Here is a 19831-nt window from a genome sequence, read left to right on the forward strand (position 1 = left end):
TCCAATAAGCGCCTTTTTTTAATTCATATGACTGCTTTTCTCAATTACACGCTAACATTAATAACAAGCACACAATAATAACGCCCAAATTAATCTAACGGCGACCGTACTAAAAATGAATAATCCTAATCTTTCAAAAATTAAGACGCGTTGATGAAAATGTACCGCCAACCGTCAAAATCAAAATAGTACTATATAAATGCATTATTATCATTTTAATCATTTGCATTTAATAAATCACAGGTAATAATAGTGCAACTAAAAGTATATTGCCTACTGCTTAACCAGCTAATTTGATGTCTCGGAAATAAAATAACTATTTAGTATATAATGACAGAGCCATTCAATATCATCAGCAATATTAACTCCATTTAAACTAACACAGTTTAATCAAAATATCCTTCTTCTACCATACTTAAATATTCATGGTCTCCTATAATGACATGGTCTAATAAATCAATACCTAAAAGTTGTCCACATTCTCTAAGTCTTTCGGTGGTTTTAATATCTTCATTTGAAGGCGTTGTGTCACCAGATGGATGGTTATGTAAGACGATAATCGCATTACTGGCATATTTAATCGCTTCACTAAATATTTCTCTTGGATGTACGATTGAAGCATTTAACGTACCTATAAATATTGTTTTCTTTTTTATAACGATATTTTTGGAATTTAAGAAAAGTACAATAAATTTTTCTTGTTTTAAGTGTTCCATCTGACCCATCATAAAGTCCGCCACATCTTTAGGGCTAGTGATTTGAATTTTATCATCGACGCTTCCAGAATGTATGCGCTCTCCTAATTCAAATGCTGCTTTCAATATAAGTGCTTTATACAGTCCCACACCTTTTATTTTGTTTAAATCGTTAATGGATAATGCTTTTAACTCTTTTAAATTATCTACTGATTTTAATAATTCATTAGCTATGTCTAAACTTGAACTACCTTTTCTACCTGTATTAATTAGAATAGCTAATAATTCAGCATGTGATAAATACCTAGCACCCTGACTCAACATACGTTCTCTTGGTTTTTGATGATCTGCAAGTTCATTTATTTTCAATAAATAACAACTCCTATGAAATAATCTAGATGTATTACAATATTGGTAAACTTAATCATTTGTAATGTCATTGGAATAAGATTCTTTAGAAGATTTCAAAAGTGAGATGTATTTATTCTACTACGAATGATATCTCATGTAGACTTTTTTCTCATTAATCTAATAATTGTTAATTTCTAGCTAAAAATTTTTAATTCAATATGAAACAGTTGCATCATTAAAATTTATGATTATCAAAATGATTACTATCATGCTGATATTTTCTAAAACTATCTATTAAAATGAAAATGCCTAATCCAAGTATGATTAAAGGAAGTATGATGATGAAATATATTGTGAGTTTCCCAAATATATTAGTTAAAAATGCTAAAGCAAATATTATTAAAAATACAAAATTTAATAAACTTAATAGTGTCGTTCTATTCATAACTGAATCCATCCTTAAATTAATGTCTGTTCAAAGATATCTCATAATAGTGCGTTAAAATTCGACAAATAAAATCATACATTATATATAATTAAAAAGCATAGTAAATTTCAACATGTAAATCTTACATATTAAAATAACTATGCTTTTAATCAAACTACTCTTCTTTTTTAACTTCTTCTACTGTTTTTTCAACTTCTTCACGTGTCATTTTTTCACGTCCATTTTTCATTGCTTTTAATGTTTTATGTGCGAACGCTAATGGTAAACGACAGAACAACAATATCGTTCTTTTATTGATAGCCTTCATGTATTCATCGGCTTTTGCTAAATTTTCTTCAGCATATGCAAATAAATCTGCGCGAGTCCAACCATCTGGAACAAAGCTTACGTCACGTTCTTCAAGATCTTCTTCCTCGTTACGAAGGATGTTGACAGCCTGGAGTCCTCTACCGTAGCCTATTGCTAAATCTCTATCTGTTTTAACGTTTGCACAAACATCCCAGAGTTTAGATAGCATTACACCTACAAGCCCAGCCACATAATATGTATAATCATCTAAATCATCGCGAGATTTAATTCTCCAATTAGCTTTTGCCCATTTTGCCATACCATACGCCATTTCACTAGAAGATTCTCTAACGATTGACCGTGTGTGTTCAGGGCAAGCATCCAACCAATCTTCCAATCTTACTGTAACCTCTGGTAATTTTTCTTTGACTGGATTTATGATTTCTAAATATTTTTCTGAATCAAAAGGTGTTTTAAGTAAATCGCTAATTTGCATTAATAAACGATACTTTAAATCATTATTAATTTCTTCATGATCTTCAATTTCATCAATTGCACGCATAACTAAATATGCACAAGCTACAGAATGTTTTAGTTCTTTTTCTAAAAAAGTAATTGGAATATAAAACGTACGGCTTGTCTCTTTTAAAACGCGCATTGCATCTTTTGGGAATTTCTTTTCTGCCATTTTATGAGTTCCCCTCCCTTTTCTTGATATTATCATATTTTTAAATATTAAAATAGCATATGCTATACTGTTAGCAGATTTATACTTATGTTATTTAAATATATTAAAAAGCGAGAATAAAATCGACTAAAATTAATCAATTCTATTTCCCGCTTCTAGGAGTTAGCAAACACAGATTTTTAAAATACTAAGCTTCTAAAGATTTTAGTACTTAAATGTAACTTTAAATTCTATTATACAAACTCTTCGTATTCATAAGGATTTTGTCCTTCAACACGACCATTTTCACCTTTGTCTAATGCATCAATTTTAGCAATATCTTGATCTGATAGTTCAAAGTCTAGATAGTTAAAGTTATCACGTTGATGGTTATATTGTGATGCTTTAACTACAGGAAAAACATGTTTTTGGTTTACCCAATTAATAATGACTTGTGCTGTAGAACGATGATATTTTTCAGCAATTTCTTTAATTGTATCATTCATTAGCACATCATTAATCTCACGACCCAATGGACTCCACGCTTCTGATAAAATACCACGCTTATCATATTCTTCAATTAATTCACTATTATTAAAGTATGGGTGAATTTCTATTTGGTTAGTTACCGGAGTAACTCCTGTTGCCTCAATGATGTCATCTAAATGATCAGGCATAAAATTAGATACACCTATTGATTTTATTAATCCATATTTTTGAGCATCAACTAATGCTTGCCAAGCTTCTACATATTTACCTTGTATAGGATTAGGCCAATGAACTAGATATTTATCAAAATAATCTAAACCTGTTCTATAAAGAGATTCTTGTATCAAGTTAATTGCCTTATCATATTCATGAGCCGAACCTGGTAATTTGGCACTGACATAAATTTCTTCTCTTGGAATACTAGAACGACGAATAGCTTCACCTACCATCCCTTCATTATTGTAGTTAGTAGAAGTATCAATGACGCTATAACCTAGATTTAATGCATTTTCTAATTCTTTAACACCTTTACCACCTTGAATATTAACTGTACCTAATGCTATATGAGGTAATGTGGTACCATCATTTAATAGAAACTTTTTATTTAAACTCAATTTATAACTTCCTTTCAATATTAGGTGAGTTTTGTTACAAATCAACCTTAAATTGATTTTAAATCATTACTATTATATTTTACCCTCTTTTAAGCATTTTTAATCGCTATAGTTGCCTGAATTAATCATAAATATCTAAATCCTACTTCGAAAATTCTTAAATGTAATAAAACTGTCTCTATACAAAAAGCAAGATATATAAATGGGATAAGTGGTATTTTAATTTTTCGTTTTTTTGTTTGAAGCACTAATATCGTTGAAATTACACTGCCTAGTAAGAAAGTAAGGAAGAGTATGTTAATAAAGATGGAATAAGGTATTAAGTAAGATAAAAGTGAACAAATTAATATATCGCCATATCCAATACCATGTTTGAACAAGAAATAAAATATGTGTAGCAAGAATGTAACAATGACAAAATAATTAAGATGACCCTCAAAAATTATTGCACTAACAAAAGCAAATATTAAAAATATATGTAATGGGATAGAAAGTGTTTGTATATCAAAGAGAGCAAAAACAAGCAGAAATAAATATAAACATATGAAAGTACTTAACGCTTGTACACTTGGATGAAATAGTGTATAAAGTGCTGGTACTACTGACAATATTTCACCTAAGATATAACATCTACTAAGCGTTTGATTACAGCACGACGTCTTTCCAAAAAGTCTAATATAACTGAATATTGGTATGATATCTCTGTACCTCAATTGCTTATTACAGAAATCACATTTAGATCTACTTACCAAATACTTTAATTTAAAAGTTTCTACAAAACATAACTGGTAAAGAAAACTAAATAATACAGGACATACAACAAACAATAACAGCAATGAATCGCCTCCTCTTGCTTATTATACCTGCAAGAGCCTAGCTTTTTAACAAAAATATCATTTTTTAAAGAATAGTAAATATTTGTAGAAAAAGCTAGTTAACTATTTAACAAAAACAATAAATACCTTTGGTTAAGTTGTAAAATAGTAACTAGCTTTATGATATTCAAATAAAAATATTTAGAAATTCACTTTCGCTTTAACTTCACTAATGAAATACAAACTACCTGTAATGACTAACCCTTGTCCTTCATAGTTTTCAATAAATTGAACAAAATCATCTACAGTTTCTTTTTGCTCGAATCGTATTTCATCATAAATTTCTTCTTTTGTACATGCTTTTGGAAAATCAAAATCGGTAATATACATTGTAGAAGCAATTGTTTTTAGTTGATCAACCATTGCGTGGATAGGTTTGCCATTAATAGCTGCATACAAAACGTCCACATTGTCTATTTTATAATAATCTTTTAATGTCTTTATGAGTGCTTCTATACTTTCTAAATTATGCGCACCATCTATAATCATCAATGGATCATCTTTAACCTTTTCAATTCTTCCTGTCCAATGCACTGCTTCAATCCCATTGATCATCTTGTTAAAATCTAATTCCACTAATCCTGATTCATTTAATTCGATTAATGCTGTAATTGCCAATGCTGCATTCTCTTTTTGATGTTCACCAAACATATCCAAAATAAGCGTTTCTAGTTCATAATTCTTATAGCGATATGTAAATTCCTCACCTTGTGAAATCACACTGATATCTCTATCTAACTCGATACCTTCTGCATTTTGTTGTTCTACAAAATCACGAATGACTTTAAGTGCATCTTCATTCTTCACAGCATATATAACAGGTGTTTCAGGTTTAACAATTGCACCTTTATCTTTGGCAATATCTACATATGTGTCGCCTAAAATATCAACATGATCTAAACCAATACTCGTTAAAATGCTAAGTATTGGTTTAAATACATTGGTAGAATCATTTTTTATACCCAAGCCTGCTTCTACTATTACAAAGTCAACTGGATGAATTTCTCCAAAATATAGAAACATCATCGTTGTAATAATTTCAAATTCTGTTGCTGTTCCAAGTTCTGTTTCTGCTTCTAATGCTTCACTTACTGGTTTTACCTTTTGAACTAATTCTACAATGGCATCATCGCTAATTGGTACACCATTTAAACTTATACGTTCATTAAACGTTTCTATAAAAGGAGATGTAAAGGTCCCAATTTCATATCCATTGTCAACAAGCGCTGACCTTAAATAGGCAACTGTTGATCCTTTACCATTTGTACCACCGACATGAATACCATTGATATTAAATTGTGGATTGTTTAATTTATCTAGCATCCACTCCATGCGTTTAACACCTGGTTTAATGCCAAATTTAGTTCGTTCATGTATCCAATATAAGCTGTCTAGGTAATTCATGTTAAGGACTCCTATGCTTTTAATTGATTAATGCGTTCTTGTACACCATCATATTTTTCTTGATATGTTTGCTTTTTCACACGTTCTTCATTAATAATTTTTTCAGGTGCTTTATTAACAAAGTTTTCATTTGCTAGTTTCTTATTAACACGGTCTAACTCTTTTTCCCATTTTTTGAGTTCATTTTCTAAGCGCGAAATTTCTTTATCCATGTCAATCAAGCCTTCTAATGGTAATACGACTTCACCAGCAGAAGTAATAGATGTCATTGCTTTTTCAGGGATATCTATTGTAGTTTTAATAATCAACTCACTTGGATGACAAAATCTATCAATATAATTTGAATTATTTAATAAAGTCTCTTTTATATTTTCATTTTTTGCTTGAATAAAAATTGGAATTGCTTTAGATAATGGCGTATCTACTTCTAAGCGTGATTGTCTTACGGATTTAATTATTTCAACAAGTTGTTGCATCGTTTCTTTACTTTCATCAAATACTAACTCAATATTGGATTTTGGCCAAGCTGCATTGACAATCGTTTCACCTTCGTGTGGTAAATTTTGCCAGATTTGTTCTGTTACAAATGGCATAAATGGGTGCAACATTCTCATCGTATTATCTAATACATATGTTAATACAGAACGTGTAACTTGTTTTTGATCTTCATCTTCTCCGTTCATAGGTATTTTACTCATTTCTATATACCAATCGCAGAATTCATCCCAAATAAAGTTATATAAAGCTCTGCCAACTTCTCCAAATTCATAACGTTCACTTAAATCAGTGACTGTATCTATTGTTTCATTTAAGCGTGTTAAAATCCATTTATCTGCTAATGATAAATTACGAGTTAAGTCAACATCTTCAACTTTGAAATTGTCACCAATATTCATCAGACTAAATCTAGCAGCATTCCAAATTTTATTAATAAAATTCCAAATTGATTCAACTTTTTCCGTAGAATAACGTAAATCATGACCAGGAGATGACCCAGTTGCTAAGAAATATCTTAAACTATCTGCGCCGTACTCATCGATTACGTCCATAGGATCAACACCATTGCCTAAAGATTTACTCATTTTACGGCCATCTTCAGCACGTACTAATCCATGTAATAACACATCATTAAATGGTCGTTGTCCTGTAAACTCAAGTCCTTGGAATATCATTCTGGCAACCCAAAAGAAAATAATATCATAACCGGTTACAAGTACATTAGTTGGATAATAACGTTGAAAATCTTCGTTTTCAATATCAGGCCAACCTAATGTTGAAAATGGCCAAAGCGCACTTGAGAACCAAGTGTCTAATACATCCTCATCTTGCGTCCATTCTTCTGAATTTTGTGGAGGTGTTTCACCGACGTAAATTTCTCCTGTTTCATTATGATACCATGCAGGTATTTGATGCCCCCACCATAATTGTCGTGAAATCGTCCAATCTCTAATTTCTTCCATCCAACGATTAAATGTTTTTTCAAATCTTTGAGGTACAAAATCAATTCTATTATCCGTTTTTTGGTTATTTAACGCTTGTTCTGCTAATGGTTTCATTTTAACAAACCATTGTGTGGATAGATAAGGTTCAACGACCGCACCAGAACGTTCAGAATGTCCAACAGAGTGTTCATGTTCTTCAATTTTAATCACTAAATCCTGTTCTTGTAAATCTTTTACTAATGCTTCACGACATTCAAATCTATCCATACCTTGATATTTACCAGCATGTGCATTCATATGACCAGACTCATCCATAACAGTAATGCGCTCTAGATCATGACGGTTACCAATTTCAAAGTCATTTGGATCATGTGATGGCGTAACTTTCATCGCACCACTACCAAAATCGATATCCACATATTCATCTGCTAGAATTGGTAATTCTCTTCCAATTATAGGCAAGATTACAGTTTTACCTATCACATCTTTATAACGGTCATCATTCGGATTTACCACGATTGCAGTGTCACCTAACATTGTCTCAGGGCGCGTAGTTGCTATTTCTATATACCCATTGCCATCTGCGTAAGGATATTTGAAATGATAGAACTTGCCTTGAACATCTTCATGAATGACTTCTATATCAGATAAAGCAGTACGTGCAACTGGGTCCCAGTTGATAATGTATTCACCTCGATAGATGAGTCCTTTATTATACATATCGACGAATACTTTTTTTACCGCTTTACTAAGTCCTTCATCTAACGTAAAGCGTTCTCTACTATAATCTAAACCTAAACCTAATTTTGCCCATTGTTGTCTGATAAAATCAGCATACTCTTCTTTCCAGTCCCAGGCTTTTTCGAGGAATTTTTCTCTACCCAAATCATGGCGAGATAAACCTTCTTCTTTGAGTTTCGCTTCTACTTTAGCTTGTGTCGCGATGCCAGCATGATCCATACCTGGTAAATATAGTGTGTCATACCCTTGCATACGTTTCATTCTTGTTATAATGTCTTGTAATGTTGTATCCCAGGCATGACCTAAATGTAATTTACCTGTTACGTTTGGGGGTGGAATAACAATTGTATATGTTTCTTTTGAATGATCTTCTGCTGCTTTAAAATAGCCATTACTGACCCATTGGTCATAACGCCCAGCTTCAACTTCGTTTGGATTATATTTGGGGTTCATTTCCATGTTTAAAATCCTCCTTAAATAAATAAAAACCCATCCTATAAAATAGGACGGGTTTACCGTGGTACCACCTAAATTCAAGAAATTAACATAATAATTTCAAGCACTTAAAATTATGATTAACGCTCAAACACGCTTTAACCTACTTTATTATCTTTGTTTTGACAAATTTCAGCTAAAGTTCAATGAGGGCTACCTTCAATAAGTTAAACTGTACATTTTCAGCGACCATGTACTCTCTGTTAAATTTCAGCTTATTTACTCTTCCCATTAGACAATATTTCTTTACTTGATTATAGTATAATGGATATGAAAATAAGTCAATAAAATGGAGTGAAATTTATGAATGAATGTGCGTTCAGCACTACAGATCCTGTATATATTAATTATCACAATGAAAGTTGGGGACATCCTATATATGATAGTTTGAAATTGTTTAAATTAATGGCGTTAGAATCCCAACATGCTGGTCTATCTTGGTTAACCATTTTAAAGAAACAAGAAGCGTATGAACAAGCATTTTATAATTTCAATCCAGCTAAAATTGTAAAAATGACTTCAGAAGATATTGATAAGTTAATGGCATTTCCTAATATTGTTCATAACAGAAAAAAATTAGAGGCTATTGTCAATCAAGCTAAAGGTTATTTTAAAATTGAGCAAGATTACGGCAGTTTCAGTAAATTTTTATGGTCTTATGTCGATCATAAACCACTCGATTTAGGTTATATTCAATCAAGTGAACGGATTACAGTCGATCAGCGTGCAACTGAACTTTCTAAAAAATTAAAACAATATGGATTTAGTTTTTTAGGTCCGGTAACTGTCTTCTCATTTTTAGAGGCAGCAGGACTATATAATGCTCACTTACAATCATGCCCTTATAATCCTAATATATATAACGGTGAAGGTTTTCATTAACATCAAACTAGTTTTGGTATAAAAAGTGACATGCTCCCTCATAGTATTTATTTTTAAATGTCTACATGGAGGAGCATATTAGGGACTTTGTCGTCAGTCTGGCATGAGCTTTTGTTCATGTTTTTAGATTAAACAACTAGGAATCTTTCAAAAGTGAATCGATGTCATAAATGTATAAATGATATGCATAAAATCATGAAAATTTAAGTTTATAAAAACCACTCCGAAGAGTGGTCAAAAGGATGAAGTACTGGAGGTACTTCTCTTCTATAATATCAAACAGAAATATGTTGTTCAATATATTAAATATTAAATTATTGTAAAAAATAAAAGATTTACAAAGTTATATTTCGCTAATCATTTTTATTGCTTTCACGCTGACTTTCTCTAAATTTAAGAAAATAATTTAACATCGGTGCAATTAAAAATAATATAAAGAAAATTCTAAAGATATGATAACTAGATATCATCGCAACATCTGCGCCAGTTTCAATAGCAACTAATACGATTTGACTCATACCCCCAGGCGCAGCACCAAGGAATAGTTCATTTACTTGATGATGAGATACCGTTGCTATAAACAAGACCATGACAAATGCTAATAATATCAATAAAATATTCTGAAATGCTATTGCTAATGCAATTCTTCCTTTCATTTGGTCAAGTAATTTTGCTATTTGTATCCCTATTCGAATCATATATATGATTTGTGCTGCAGCAATGATGTAATTATCTAATGTGAAAGTCACGCCTGTAACTAAGTTCCAACATATCAGTACGAGGATAGGCGCAAGTAATTGCTTGGTTGGAAAATTTATTTTTGACATAACAAAATAAATAGCGACTATTGCGATAATGAGTAGAGCCATATTGGGAATTGTTAAAGCCTGTGTCAAAACTTCTGTAGACTGTCCAGACGTTGAATGATTTCCAGGGCTTTGAAAAAAATACGAAATAAATGGCACTAATATAACTACAAAAATGATTCTTGATGTTTGAGTTAAACTAACAACCATGATATTCGCTTTTTTATTTTCTTCTGCCATTATTAACATTTGACTTAAAGCGCCAGGAATCACACTTAAAATTGCCGTTTCAGTATTAACATTGGCAATTTTTTTGAAAAAATAAGCCATGATTAATGCTAAAATAAGTAACATAATTGTTATTAAAACAATCGTGAGCCAATCATCTTTAATGTCAAATATGACATTTTTAGTAAACGTGGAGCCAATTTGAACACCTAAAAGCACTAACCCGATTTGGCTCAACCAAAACGGCCACTTTATATCTAAATGTAAATAGCGTATACAAACGATACTAGCAATAATTGGACCAAACATAAATGGTAGCAAAACATGGGCAGCATTTAGTGCCAAACTAAAAATAAGCGCTAATATTAATACGATTATATTATTTTTTAAATGCTTATTCATATGCTCACAACTTTCCTTAGTATCGTTATATATACATGTCTAACTAAAACAATGGAGCGAGTTAGAAATCAAAATGCTTAATTTGATTTCGAATCCTCGCCCCATTAAGGTAAAAAGAACTCTAAAAAGTAAGTACAATTAAATATTTGTTAATGAAGCTTTTAAAATACTGTTTAATTTGGCTAAGTAGTAAATACCAACATAAAACTTTTAAATGACTAACATTAAACAATACGACTTAAAGCAGTATCAAATGCTGCTAATGTTTTTTCTATATCCGCTTCTGTATGGGCAGTAGAAAGGAAAGTCCCCTCGAATTGAGAAGGTGGTAAAAATACGCCTTCTTTAGCCATTTCTCTATACATTTGACTAAACATTTCTAAATCACTTTGGTTTGCTTCTTCAAAATTAGTTACCGGTCCTTCATTCAGGAAATACCCTATCATAGAACCTGCACGATTCACAGTTATGGGTACATTATGTTTTTTAAAAATATCTTTTAATCCACTTTCTAATATATCTCCCAGTCTATTGAAATAATCATATGACTCTGGTGTTAATTGTTTCAAAGTTTCATAACCGCTTGTCATAGCTAGCGGATTTCCTGATAATGTTCCTGCTTGATATATATTACCTGATGGTGCTATATGGTCCATGATTTCTTTTTTACCGCCAAATGCTGCTGCAGGTAATCCACCACCTATAACCTTACCGAGACAAGTTAAATCTGGCATCACATCAAAGTAACCTTGTGCACAATGATAACCTACTCTAAAGCCAGTCATAACTTCATCAAATATTAATAATGAGCCATATTCATTTGTGATATCTCTTAAACCTTGTAAGAATCCATCAACTGGTGGTACAACACCCATATTGCCTGCTACTGGTTCAACGATAACGCCAGCAATGTCATCACCAAACTCTTCGAAAGCTACTTTTAATGATGCCAAGTCATTATATGGCACTGATATTGTATTTTTAGCAATACCTTCGGGTACGCCAGGAGAATCTGGTAATCCTAAAGTTGCAACGCCAGATCCAGCTTTGATTAAAAGCGAATCGCTATGACCATGATAACATCCAGTGAATTTCACTATTTTATTTCTACCAGTATAACCTCTTGCTAAACGTAATGCATCTAATGTTGCTTCTGTTCCTGAAGATACCATACGTAGTTTTTCAATGGAAGGTACACGATCAATAACTAATTCTGCTAACTTGTTTTCAATTAATGTAGAAGCACCAAAACTTGTTCCATTATCAACAGCTTCATGTAATTTTTCATTAACTTGTTTATTTTTATGACCTAAGATTAATGGTCCCCAACTTAGAACATAATCAATATATTCATTGCCATCAATATCGTATATTTTTGAACCTTCTCCATGATCCATAAAAATCGCAGGTGTATCTACAGATTTAAATGCTCTAACTGGACTATTTACGCCCCCTGGCATTAGATTTTCAGCTGTCTTCATTGCTTCTATAGAATTATTATATCCCATTTAAAATTGCCTCCTTATTGTTCATCAATATATCTACAAATATCTTTAGAGAAATATGTGATAATCATGTCTGCGCCTGCACGTTTCATTGAAATCATCTGTTCCATCACAACTTGTTTTTCATCAATCCAACCATTAAGTGCAGCAGCTTTTGTCATGCTATATTCACCACTTACATTGTATGCAATTACTGGTACATTAGTCGTATTTCGCACATCTCTAATAATGTCTAAAAAGCTTAATGCCGGTTTAACTATCATCATATCTGCACCTTCATGTAAATCACTGTCTAGCTCTCTCAATGCTTCTCTTCTATTTGCTGGATCCATTTGATACGTTTTTCTATCGCCAAATTGAGGTGCAGACTCAGCAGCATCACGGAATGGACCGAAAAAGCTAGAAGCATATTTTATACCGTAACTCATGATTGGTATATTATAATAACCAGCATCATCTAAACCTGCTCTAATTTCTGCAACAAATCCATCCATCATATTACTAGGTGCAATGATATCAGCACCCGCTTCTACTTGTGAAATAGCAGTTTTCACTAGTAATGGTAAAGATTTATCATTGTCTACATCATTTGTTTTTTCATCAATAACACCACAATGACCATGGTCAGTATATTCACATAAACAAGTGTCTGCAACAACGAGTAAATCACTGTACATTGCTTTGGCTTTTCTTGTTGCTTCTTGAACAATACCATTATGATCAAAAGCGCCTGTACCGATGGCATCTTTTTCATTAGGTACACCAAAGAACATGATGCCTCTGATACCTAAATCATATGCTTCTTTAATTTCTTCATCAAGCAGATTTAAACTAAGTTGATACACACCTGGCATTGACTTAATTTCTTCTTTAACATTGTCTCGTTCTACAACAAAAATAGGATAAATTAAATCTTCTTTGTGTATATGTGTTTCACGAACCATTTCTCTCATAGATTTACTACTACGTAACCTTCTATGTCTATCAAATTGCATCATTTTCCCAACTTTCTTCAACTTTATTTATTAATGAATCTAACGTTTGAATATTTGATGTTGTTGCATCATAACCATATTGTTTGACCGTGTCTAAGGTTTGTTGTCCTATGACATAATAATGATTAAATCGCGGTGTTTCACTTTGCTCAAAAAAATATTTTACTGCAGATGAACTCGCAAAAGTAATGACATCTAGCTCATTATTTCTCATCATACGTTTAACATCTGCTATATTTTTAGTATGTGGTAATGGACGGTATAAATCAATTTTACAAACTTGATACCCTTGTTGATATAAACTTCTCTGCAATAAAGGACGTGCATAAGCACTTGAAGGAATCAATATTTTACTGTTTTTTGCAGTTTGAAAACATTTAAGAAAACCTTCTTGTGAATAATCTGAAGGATAAAATAATACATCTAATCCCAATGATTTACAATATTCTGCAGTTTTAGCGCCTATTGCAGCAAAATTTTTTACGTTCACTTGCGATAGAAATGGTTGAAAATACTTCACTGCGTTCTTAGACGAAAAAATAAGCCAGTCATAGTCGACATCTAATAAATTTATATCAAATGATAAAGGTTCTACATCTATAAACGGCTTGTGTAAAATATGCTTATCATCTTGTTTAAATTTAGAAGTTTGTGTCATAACTATAACTGGTCTCATTATTTTCACCTCGAACGATTATTGTTCTTCGTTTAGTGCTTTTATTATTTCGTACGCACCTTGTGCATTTAAGACTTCTGTTACTTTTTCACCTAATTCAACAGGATTATTCCCGCGCTCGGTATGTTCGTAACGTTCTTTACCATCAGGTGACATAATTAGTCCTGTAAATTCTATTGTACCATCACTATTTTTACTAGCATAGCCCCCTATAGGCACTTGGCAACTTCCATTCATGCGTTCTAAAAATGTACGTTCGGCAGTTACACATTCTGCAACATCATCATTGTGGACTTTAGCAAGAAGCTCTAGCAGCTCCTTATCATCAGACCGACATTCTATACCCAATGCACCTTGACCAATTGCAGGGATCAAAGTATGCTCATCTAAATATGATGTTACGATATCATCTGACCAACCCATACGTTTTAGCCCTGCTGCAGCTAATAAAATGGCATCATAATCTTCATTATTTAATTTACTCAATCGTGTGTCAATGTTACCGCGAATCCACTTTATTTGTAAATGTGGATATTTTGCTAGTATTTGTGCACCACGTCTTAGCGAACTGGTACCAACAATACTTTGGTTTGGCAATGATTCTAGCGGAACATGATCTTTAGCAATATATGCATCGTATGGATTTTCTCTGTCAGGTATGCAACCTAAAGTCAATCCATCTGGAATTACGCTTGGAACATCTTTTAAAGAATGAATTGCCATATCAATTTCTCCATTAAATAGAGCATTTTGAATTTCTTTAACAAATAGACCTTTTCCGCCCACTTTAGATAATTGTTTATCTAAAATTCGATCGCCTTTCGTTACGATTTCTTTTATTTCCACTTCTAAACTTGGATCTACCAGTTTTAATTTATCAATAAATTGTCTACTTTGTGTTAAAGCTAACTTACTTCTTCGTGAACCTACTACTAATTTACGCATCATGCGCAACCTCCTAGAAACAAGTCTATTCATTCAACTAAATCACACTTCAATAAATACCTGTCCATTGATGAAAATCAGATATATGTGAAGCGAAAAATAAATTAATCATACTAAGACAAAACAATATGATATTAAAATAAATTAATTTGTGCTTTGTTAGCATTTTTTTAACTCTAAAAATTAAATAAATTCCATATAGTAATGTTATGATTGAAGACATAATAACTTTAGGGTCTACGATAATATTTACCCCTAATGTATTAAACCCCCATTGTGCACCTAATACAATACTTAATATGATGAATATGAAACCAATTAAACTACTGTAAAATACCACTTGTTCAAGCGTAGCTACACTACCTATTCTAAAATATTTCTGGTCAAACCGTTTTTGCTTCAAATTATTGTATTGTATTAAATATAAGATACAATTTACAAATGCAAAGGCAAATAATGCGTAACTAATTACCGCCAAACTTATATGCACAATAAGCAATTCATTGATAATATTGAGTTTTTCACCAGTGCTTTGGTAATGCATAGGTTGGAACGTATTGATTGCAATAAATAAAAAACCAATCATATTAAATAAAAATATAGATAAGTTTATTTGTTTTATCACATTGATTACTATGGAAATAGAAATAATAAGCCATGCTACAGCAAAAAACACATCAAATATATTACCTAATGGAATTTGTTTCGTTACATTTACATATAAAGATAAAGAGATTGTTTGTAACATCCAAACAATCCCCAATGAAACAAAACCAATCATTTTAACTCTATGATGCTTTTTCAAAAAATCATAAAAATAACAAGCAATGCTAAATAAATAAATTAATAATATAAGTTCATTTAATCTAATGAACGAAAATTCTTGCATATCATCACCATTTGCATTTACTTATTCAAAACTAAAAATTTGACTTGTTGTTACATTGCGTTTTTTCTCTTTTGGTTTATAGGCTTGTTCAGCTTCAATGTCAAAAATGTTTTGAAATAGCTCTAATTTTTCGTTACTTTTTTTGTCACTACTCAACTCTTTTGCTTGCTTAATAGGATCTTTTAACATTTGATTTATGATACTTTTAGTGTGTTTTGATATCACTTTACGTTCTCTTTCTGTTAATCCAGGGAGTTTTCGATCAATACTACTCATTGTATCTTCTTGAATATCCATCGCTTTTTCTCTAAGCGCGCGAATAACAGGAACAACACCTAACATATTAACCCATTCATTATGTGCATCAATTTCTGCTGGAATTCTTTGTAAAATTTCATCAGCAGCATTTTGACGTTGTTTTAGGTTCGCGTCTACTAAACCTTTCAAATCGTCAACATCATAATTAAAAACATCTTGAATCGTATCTATACCTGGTTCAATATCTCTTGGAACCGCAATATCTATCAACACGAGAGAATCATTTTTCCGTTGTGATTGAATCGTAGCCATCATGCTATTTGTAATGATATATTCATCTGAACTCGTTGAACTAATCACAATATCCGCATGTGCCAAAAGTTGTGGTAGTGCCTCTATAGATTCATATTTAACATTGTGTGCAGTTGCTAATTTCTGTGCTTTACTCACAGTCCTATTAACAATGGTTACATCAGTTACGTCTGAACCTATCAAATTCAAGAGTGATAGCTCACTCATATCCCCTGCACCAATAATCAAAGCACTTTTATTATTAATTTTGCCAAATACTTTTTTACTAAGTTCAACTGCTGCATATGAAACACTAACTGCATTATCTGCAATATCCGTTTCATTATGCGCTTTTTTCGCAAAAGTAATCGCTTGTTTAAACAGATGATTAAATATAGTACCAGTTGTATCTTCTTCTTGAGCAATAAAGAATGCATCTCTAATTTGTCCAAGAATTTGAGTTTCTCCTAACACTACAGAATCTAAGCCTGAAGTAACTTGCAATAAATGTCTTACTGCTGCGTCCCCCACAGTTACTTCAGTCATTTCTTTAATCTCTTCAACATCAAACCCAAAATTTCTCGCTAAAAAACGTTGAATATAATAGCGACCTGTATGAATTTGATCAACAACAGCATATACTTCTGTGCGATTACAAGTTGATAATATTACATTTTCTAAAATAGATTTAGTTTCGAATAAATCAACATTGGCTGAACGTATGGCATCATCTTTAAAAGCAACTTGTTCTCTTAGTGCTACATCTGCTGTACGATGATTAATGCTTATCGCAATTAAATGCATTTATAACGCCCTCCATACATATTACAATAACTAAATTATAACACAATTATCATTTGAGTTAAGCATCTTGCACACGTAAATTAGAAATATTCTAATCTACATTCAAATAGTTGTCATAATTTATAGGCTTTAACCGTTTTCTCAACATTCTATATATATTTTGCAATTATATCCCATACTTGTTGTTGCTTATTCGCTTGGATAGAAGAATAACTGATAATTTCATCTTCAGGTTCCATTTCAAGTTTTCGCTGGACATTGGCTAAATGTTTCTGTACTTTACCTTTAGCGATTTTATCTTCTTTTGTAGCAACTACTAATGTCGGAATATCAAAATACTTCAAATAGTTATACATTAAAATATCATCTTCTGTAGGATTATGTCTCAAATCAACAAGCTGAATGACAAGTTTTAAAGACGTTCTCTGAGAAATATATTTTTCAATCATTTTTCCAAACGCTTCACGTTGTTTTTTACTCACTTTAGCATAACCATAACCTGGCACATCTACAAATACCAGTTGATTATCAATATTATAAAAATTGAGCGTTTGTGTTTTACCTGGTTGTTGTGAAGTTCGTGCCATATTTTTACGTCCAATCATACTATTAATAAAAGATGATTTACCAACATTGGAACGACCACTGAGTCCTACCTCGCTCAAACCAGTTTCAGGATATTGTTCAGGCTTTACCGCACTGATTAATAATTCTATTTCATTAGGATTTATTTTCATTACCGACCCTCTTTTCTATTAAAGTCACTTCATTATTATATTACACAATTTCACTTATTTATATGTATTTTTATATGATTTATATTCCATTTTAAAAGAAAAAGGCTAAGACACATTTGAACTGCACCCTGTCAAGTAGACAGTGAAAAAAACAAAATGTTTATGGCTACCTTATATTTACGATATAAGGGTAGCCATTTTTAATGTTATTCTTTCTTGATTAAAAAATTCTATATATGAATTAATTGCTTTTATTGCTGTAGCCTTGTCTTTAAAAATCACTTTTTTTCTTCCTCTAAACAATTCACTTTTAATAGTTCCCCATACACCTTCCATAGGTCCATTATCTATGCAACATCCTGGTCGTGACATACTTTGTTTTATACCAAGTTGCTCTAACGTAACTTTAAATAATCTGCTTGTATATTGATATCCTCTGTCGCTATGCAAGAGTATACCTTCGGTATTCGGCACAAGTTTGACTGCTTTTTTGAGCGTATCTAATACAAATTTATTGTTATTTGAGGTACTTAATTTATGACTGATAATCTGTTTGCTGCCTAAGTCATAAATAGCACTTAAGTAAAGTTTTTTACCATTGCTGAGTTTGAATTCTGTAACGTCAGTTAACCATTTTTTATTTGGGATTTGTTCTTCAAATTTTCTATTTAATATATTATGTGCTGTAATTTCAGGTGTTGTTTTAATATATCGTTTTCTTTTAGGGCGGATAGTAGATTTTAGATTAAGTTGATTCATCAATCTATAGACACGTTTATGATTTACTTTTTGATGTAGTTTAAGTCTTAAATATATGTATATACGACGATATCCATATATGCCTTTGTATTTATTGTAGATATCAACGATATCTTTGATCAATTTTTGGTTTTCAATTTCTTTATTTGATGGTTTGCGATGTAACCATTTATAGTAACTTGAACGTGATATCTTTAATACTGAACATAACCAAGCTATCGGATAAAGGTTTTTAAATGCTTTTACCGTTTGGTATGATGCTTTTTGTCTGATGCCTGTTTCATCAACTTCCTTTCTATTTCTTCTTCCTTTTTTAAAACGTCATTTTCCATTTGAAGAAATTTATTTTTCTCTTTAAGTATCTTAATTTCAGCTTTTAATGCCTCTTCAGGTGTTAATACAGACTGGGGTTTCCCTTTTCCACGTCCATCTTTAAGCCCATCATACCCATGCAAGTTGTACTTTTTTACCCAGTTATATACTTGGCTATAATTGATGTTAAAATGATTTGCTGTTGTCTTATACGATTGACCATGATTCATATAATAATCAACGATTTCCACACGATCTTCAAATGTTAATGATTTATATTTCAATTGATACACCTCGGGTTTTGGAGAATATGTTTTTAATATTTTACCCGATAAATACTTTGAAATCCATTTGTTTACAGTTGAAGTAGTGGGGATATTATATTTAACTACTAAATCAGTTAAAGATAGGCCATCATTTATATATTCGTGCACAACTTTAAGCTTAAATTCATTTGAGTAGGTATTATTTCTCTGAATTGGTAAAAGCACCTTTATTCCATGCTTCTTAAATTTATAATAGTTAATCAATAATGTTCTAGGAGAACAATTTAAATTTAATTTTTGAATTACATTTTTCATACTATATCCTTCTTCATATAAGCTGAAAGCTTTTTGATAAGTTTCAGGTGATAATTTTCTATGAGTCATAAAAAAACTCCCTTCAAAGTTTACATTTTTAAGTGTCTACTTTGAAGGGAGCATATCAATTTAAAATGTCTCAGCCTTTTAGTCTTAATTTTCAACATTGACTAATATAAAACTTTGATAATCTAATATATACAACGTTAATCAAAACTCATAGGGCAACCAATACTAATCAATTGATTCGCT

General features: G+C 31.6%; 17 protein-coding genes and 1 other annotated feature. Of the genes, 1 reads left to right on the top strand and 16 read right to left on the bottom strand.

Features of this window, described 5'->3' with window-relative positions:
• Positions 1-386: 386 nt before the first annotated feature.
• From radC to MUA21_RS07040, 7 genes are all read right to left on the bottom strand, one after another.
• Positions 387-1064 carry a RadC family protein gene (radC, locus tag MUA21_RS07015; RefSeq protein ID WP_262560931.1) on the bottom strand — a complete coding sequence of 226 codons (678 nt, stop codon included), beginning with the start codon at positions 1062-1064 and terminating at the stop codon, positions 387-389.
• 217 nt (positions 1065-1281) lie between these two features.
• Positions 1282-1491 (bottom strand): hypothetical protein, encoded by a 210-nt coding sequence (locus tag MUA21_RS07020; protein WP_075100080.1) that lies wholly within the window; start codon positions 1489-1491, stop codon positions 1282-1284.
• Positions 1492-1648: 157 nt separating this feature from the next.
• Entirely contained in the window at positions 1649-2470 is an 822-nt protein-coding gene (locus MUA21_RS07025) for a squalene/phytoene synthase family protein (RefSeq protein ID WP_107525733.1), read from the bottom strand.
• 233 nt (positions 2471-2703) lie between these two features.
• On the bottom strand, positions 2704-3552 hold the full coding sequence (locus MUA21_RS07030; protein WP_262560932.1) for an aldo/keto reductase: 849 nt from the start codon (positions 3550-3552) through the stop codon (positions 2704-2706).
• Between the two features lie 125 nt (positions 3553-3677).
• The gene (locus MUA21_RS13290) at positions 3678-4388 is read right to left on the bottom strand and encodes a prepilin peptidase (RefSeq protein ID WP_369076753.1); all 711 of its coding nucleotides are present in this window, start codon (positions 4386-4388) and stop codon (positions 3678-3680) included.
• A gap of 180 nt (positions 4389-4568) precedes the next feature.
• Complete coding sequence (locus tag MUA21_RS07035) at positions 4569-5831, bottom strand: bifunctional folylpolyglutamate synthase/dihydrofolate synthase (RefSeq protein WP_064208865.1); 1263 nt, start codon at positions 5829-5831, stop codon at positions 4569-4571.
• A gap of 11 nt (positions 5832-5842) precedes the next feature.
• Positions 5843-8473, bottom strand: a complete 2631-nt coding sequence (locus tag MUA21_RS07040; protein WP_262560933.1) for a valine--tRNA ligase — start codon at positions 8471-8473, stop codon at positions 5843-5845.
• 40 nt (positions 8474-8513) lie between these two features.
• Positions 8514-8754 (bottom strand) — a binding site (T-box leader).
• 58 nt (positions 8755-8812) lie between these two features.
• Here MUA21_RS07040 and MUA21_RS07045 point away from each other — a divergent pair.
• Positions 8813-9391, top strand: coding sequence for a DNA-3-methyladenine glycosylase I (locus tag MUA21_RS07045; protein ID WP_262560934.1), 579 nt, complete (start codon positions 8813-8815; stop codon positions 9389-9391).
• A 353-nt stretch (positions 9392-9744) separates the two neighbouring features.
• Here MUA21_RS07045 and MUA21_RS07050 read toward each other — a convergent pair whose 3' ends face one another.
• The 9 genes from MUA21_RS07050 to MUA21_RS13350 all read right to left on the bottom strand — a co-directional run bounded on the left by MUA21_RS07050 (position 9745) and on the right by MUA21_RS13350 (position 19648).
• A complete protein-coding gene (locus MUA21_RS07050) occupies positions 9745-10827 on the bottom strand; it encodes an AbrB family transcriptional regulator (protein ID WP_262560935.1) in 1083 nt (360 codons plus the stop codon).
• 224 nt (positions 10828-11051) lie between these two features.
• Positions 11052-12335, bottom strand: a complete 1284-nt coding sequence (hemL, locus tag MUA21_RS07055; RefSeq protein WP_046207654.1) for a glutamate-1-semialdehyde 2,1-aminomutase — start codon at positions 12333-12335, stop codon at positions 11052-11054.
• A 14-nt stretch (positions 12336-12349) separates the two neighbouring features.
• Entirely contained in the window at positions 12350-13327 is a 978-nt protein-coding gene (gene hemB, locus MUA21_RS07060; RefSeq protein ID WP_046207655.1) for a porphobilinogen synthase, read from the bottom strand.
• Complete coding sequence (locus tag MUA21_RS07065; protein ID WP_107525739.1) at positions 13317-14003, bottom strand: uroporphyrinogen-III synthase; 687 nt, start codon at positions 14001-14003, stop codon at positions 13317-13319. Before MUA21_RS07065 ends, hemB begins: the two co-directional genes overlap by 11 nt.
• 18 nt (positions 14004-14021) lie before the next feature.
• Positions 14022-14948 (bottom strand): hydroxymethylbilane synthase, encoded by a 927-nt coding sequence (gene hemC / locus MUA21_RS07070; protein WP_107525752.1) that lies wholly within the window; start codon positions 14946-14948, stop codon positions 14022-14024.
• Positions 14949-14997: 49 nt separating this feature from the next.
• A complete protein-coding gene (locus MUA21_RS07075) occupies positions 14998-15837 on the bottom strand; it encodes a cytochrome C assembly family protein (protein ID WP_064208860.1) in 840 nt (279 codons plus the stop codon).
• A 21-nt stretch (positions 15838-15858) separates the two neighbouring features.
• Positions 15859-17190 carry a glutamyl-tRNA reductase gene (gene hemA, locus MUA21_RS07080; RefSeq protein WP_107525740.1) on the bottom strand — a complete coding sequence of 444 codons (1332 nt, stop codon included), beginning with the start codon at positions 17188-17190 and terminating at the stop codon, positions 15859-15861.
• A gap of 149 nt (positions 17191-17339) precedes the next feature.
• Positions 17340-17927 (bottom strand): ribosome biogenesis GTP-binding protein YihA/YsxC, encoded by a 588-nt coding sequence (gene yihA / locus MUA21_RS07085; protein ID WP_046207659.1) that lies wholly within the window; start codon positions 17925-17927, stop codon positions 17340-17342.
• A 177-nt stretch (positions 17928-18104) separates the two neighbouring features.
• Positions 18105-19648, bottom strand: a protein-coding gene (locus MUA21_RS13350) for an IS3 family transposase (RefSeq protein ID WP_437129139.1) whose coding sequence is annotated in 2 segments (ribosomal slippage) — positions 18105-18971 and positions 18974-19648 — 1542 coding nt in all. Because the reading frame shifts where the segments join, the coding sequence is not laid out codon by codon here.
• Between the last annotated feature and the right edge of the window lie 183 nt (positions 19649-19831).

This window comes from Staphylococcus ureilyticus (assembly GCF_025558845.1).
GTDB classification, from domain to species: domain Bacteria; phylum Bacillota; class Bacilli; order Staphylococcales; family Staphylococcaceae; genus Staphylococcus; species Staphylococcus ureilyticus.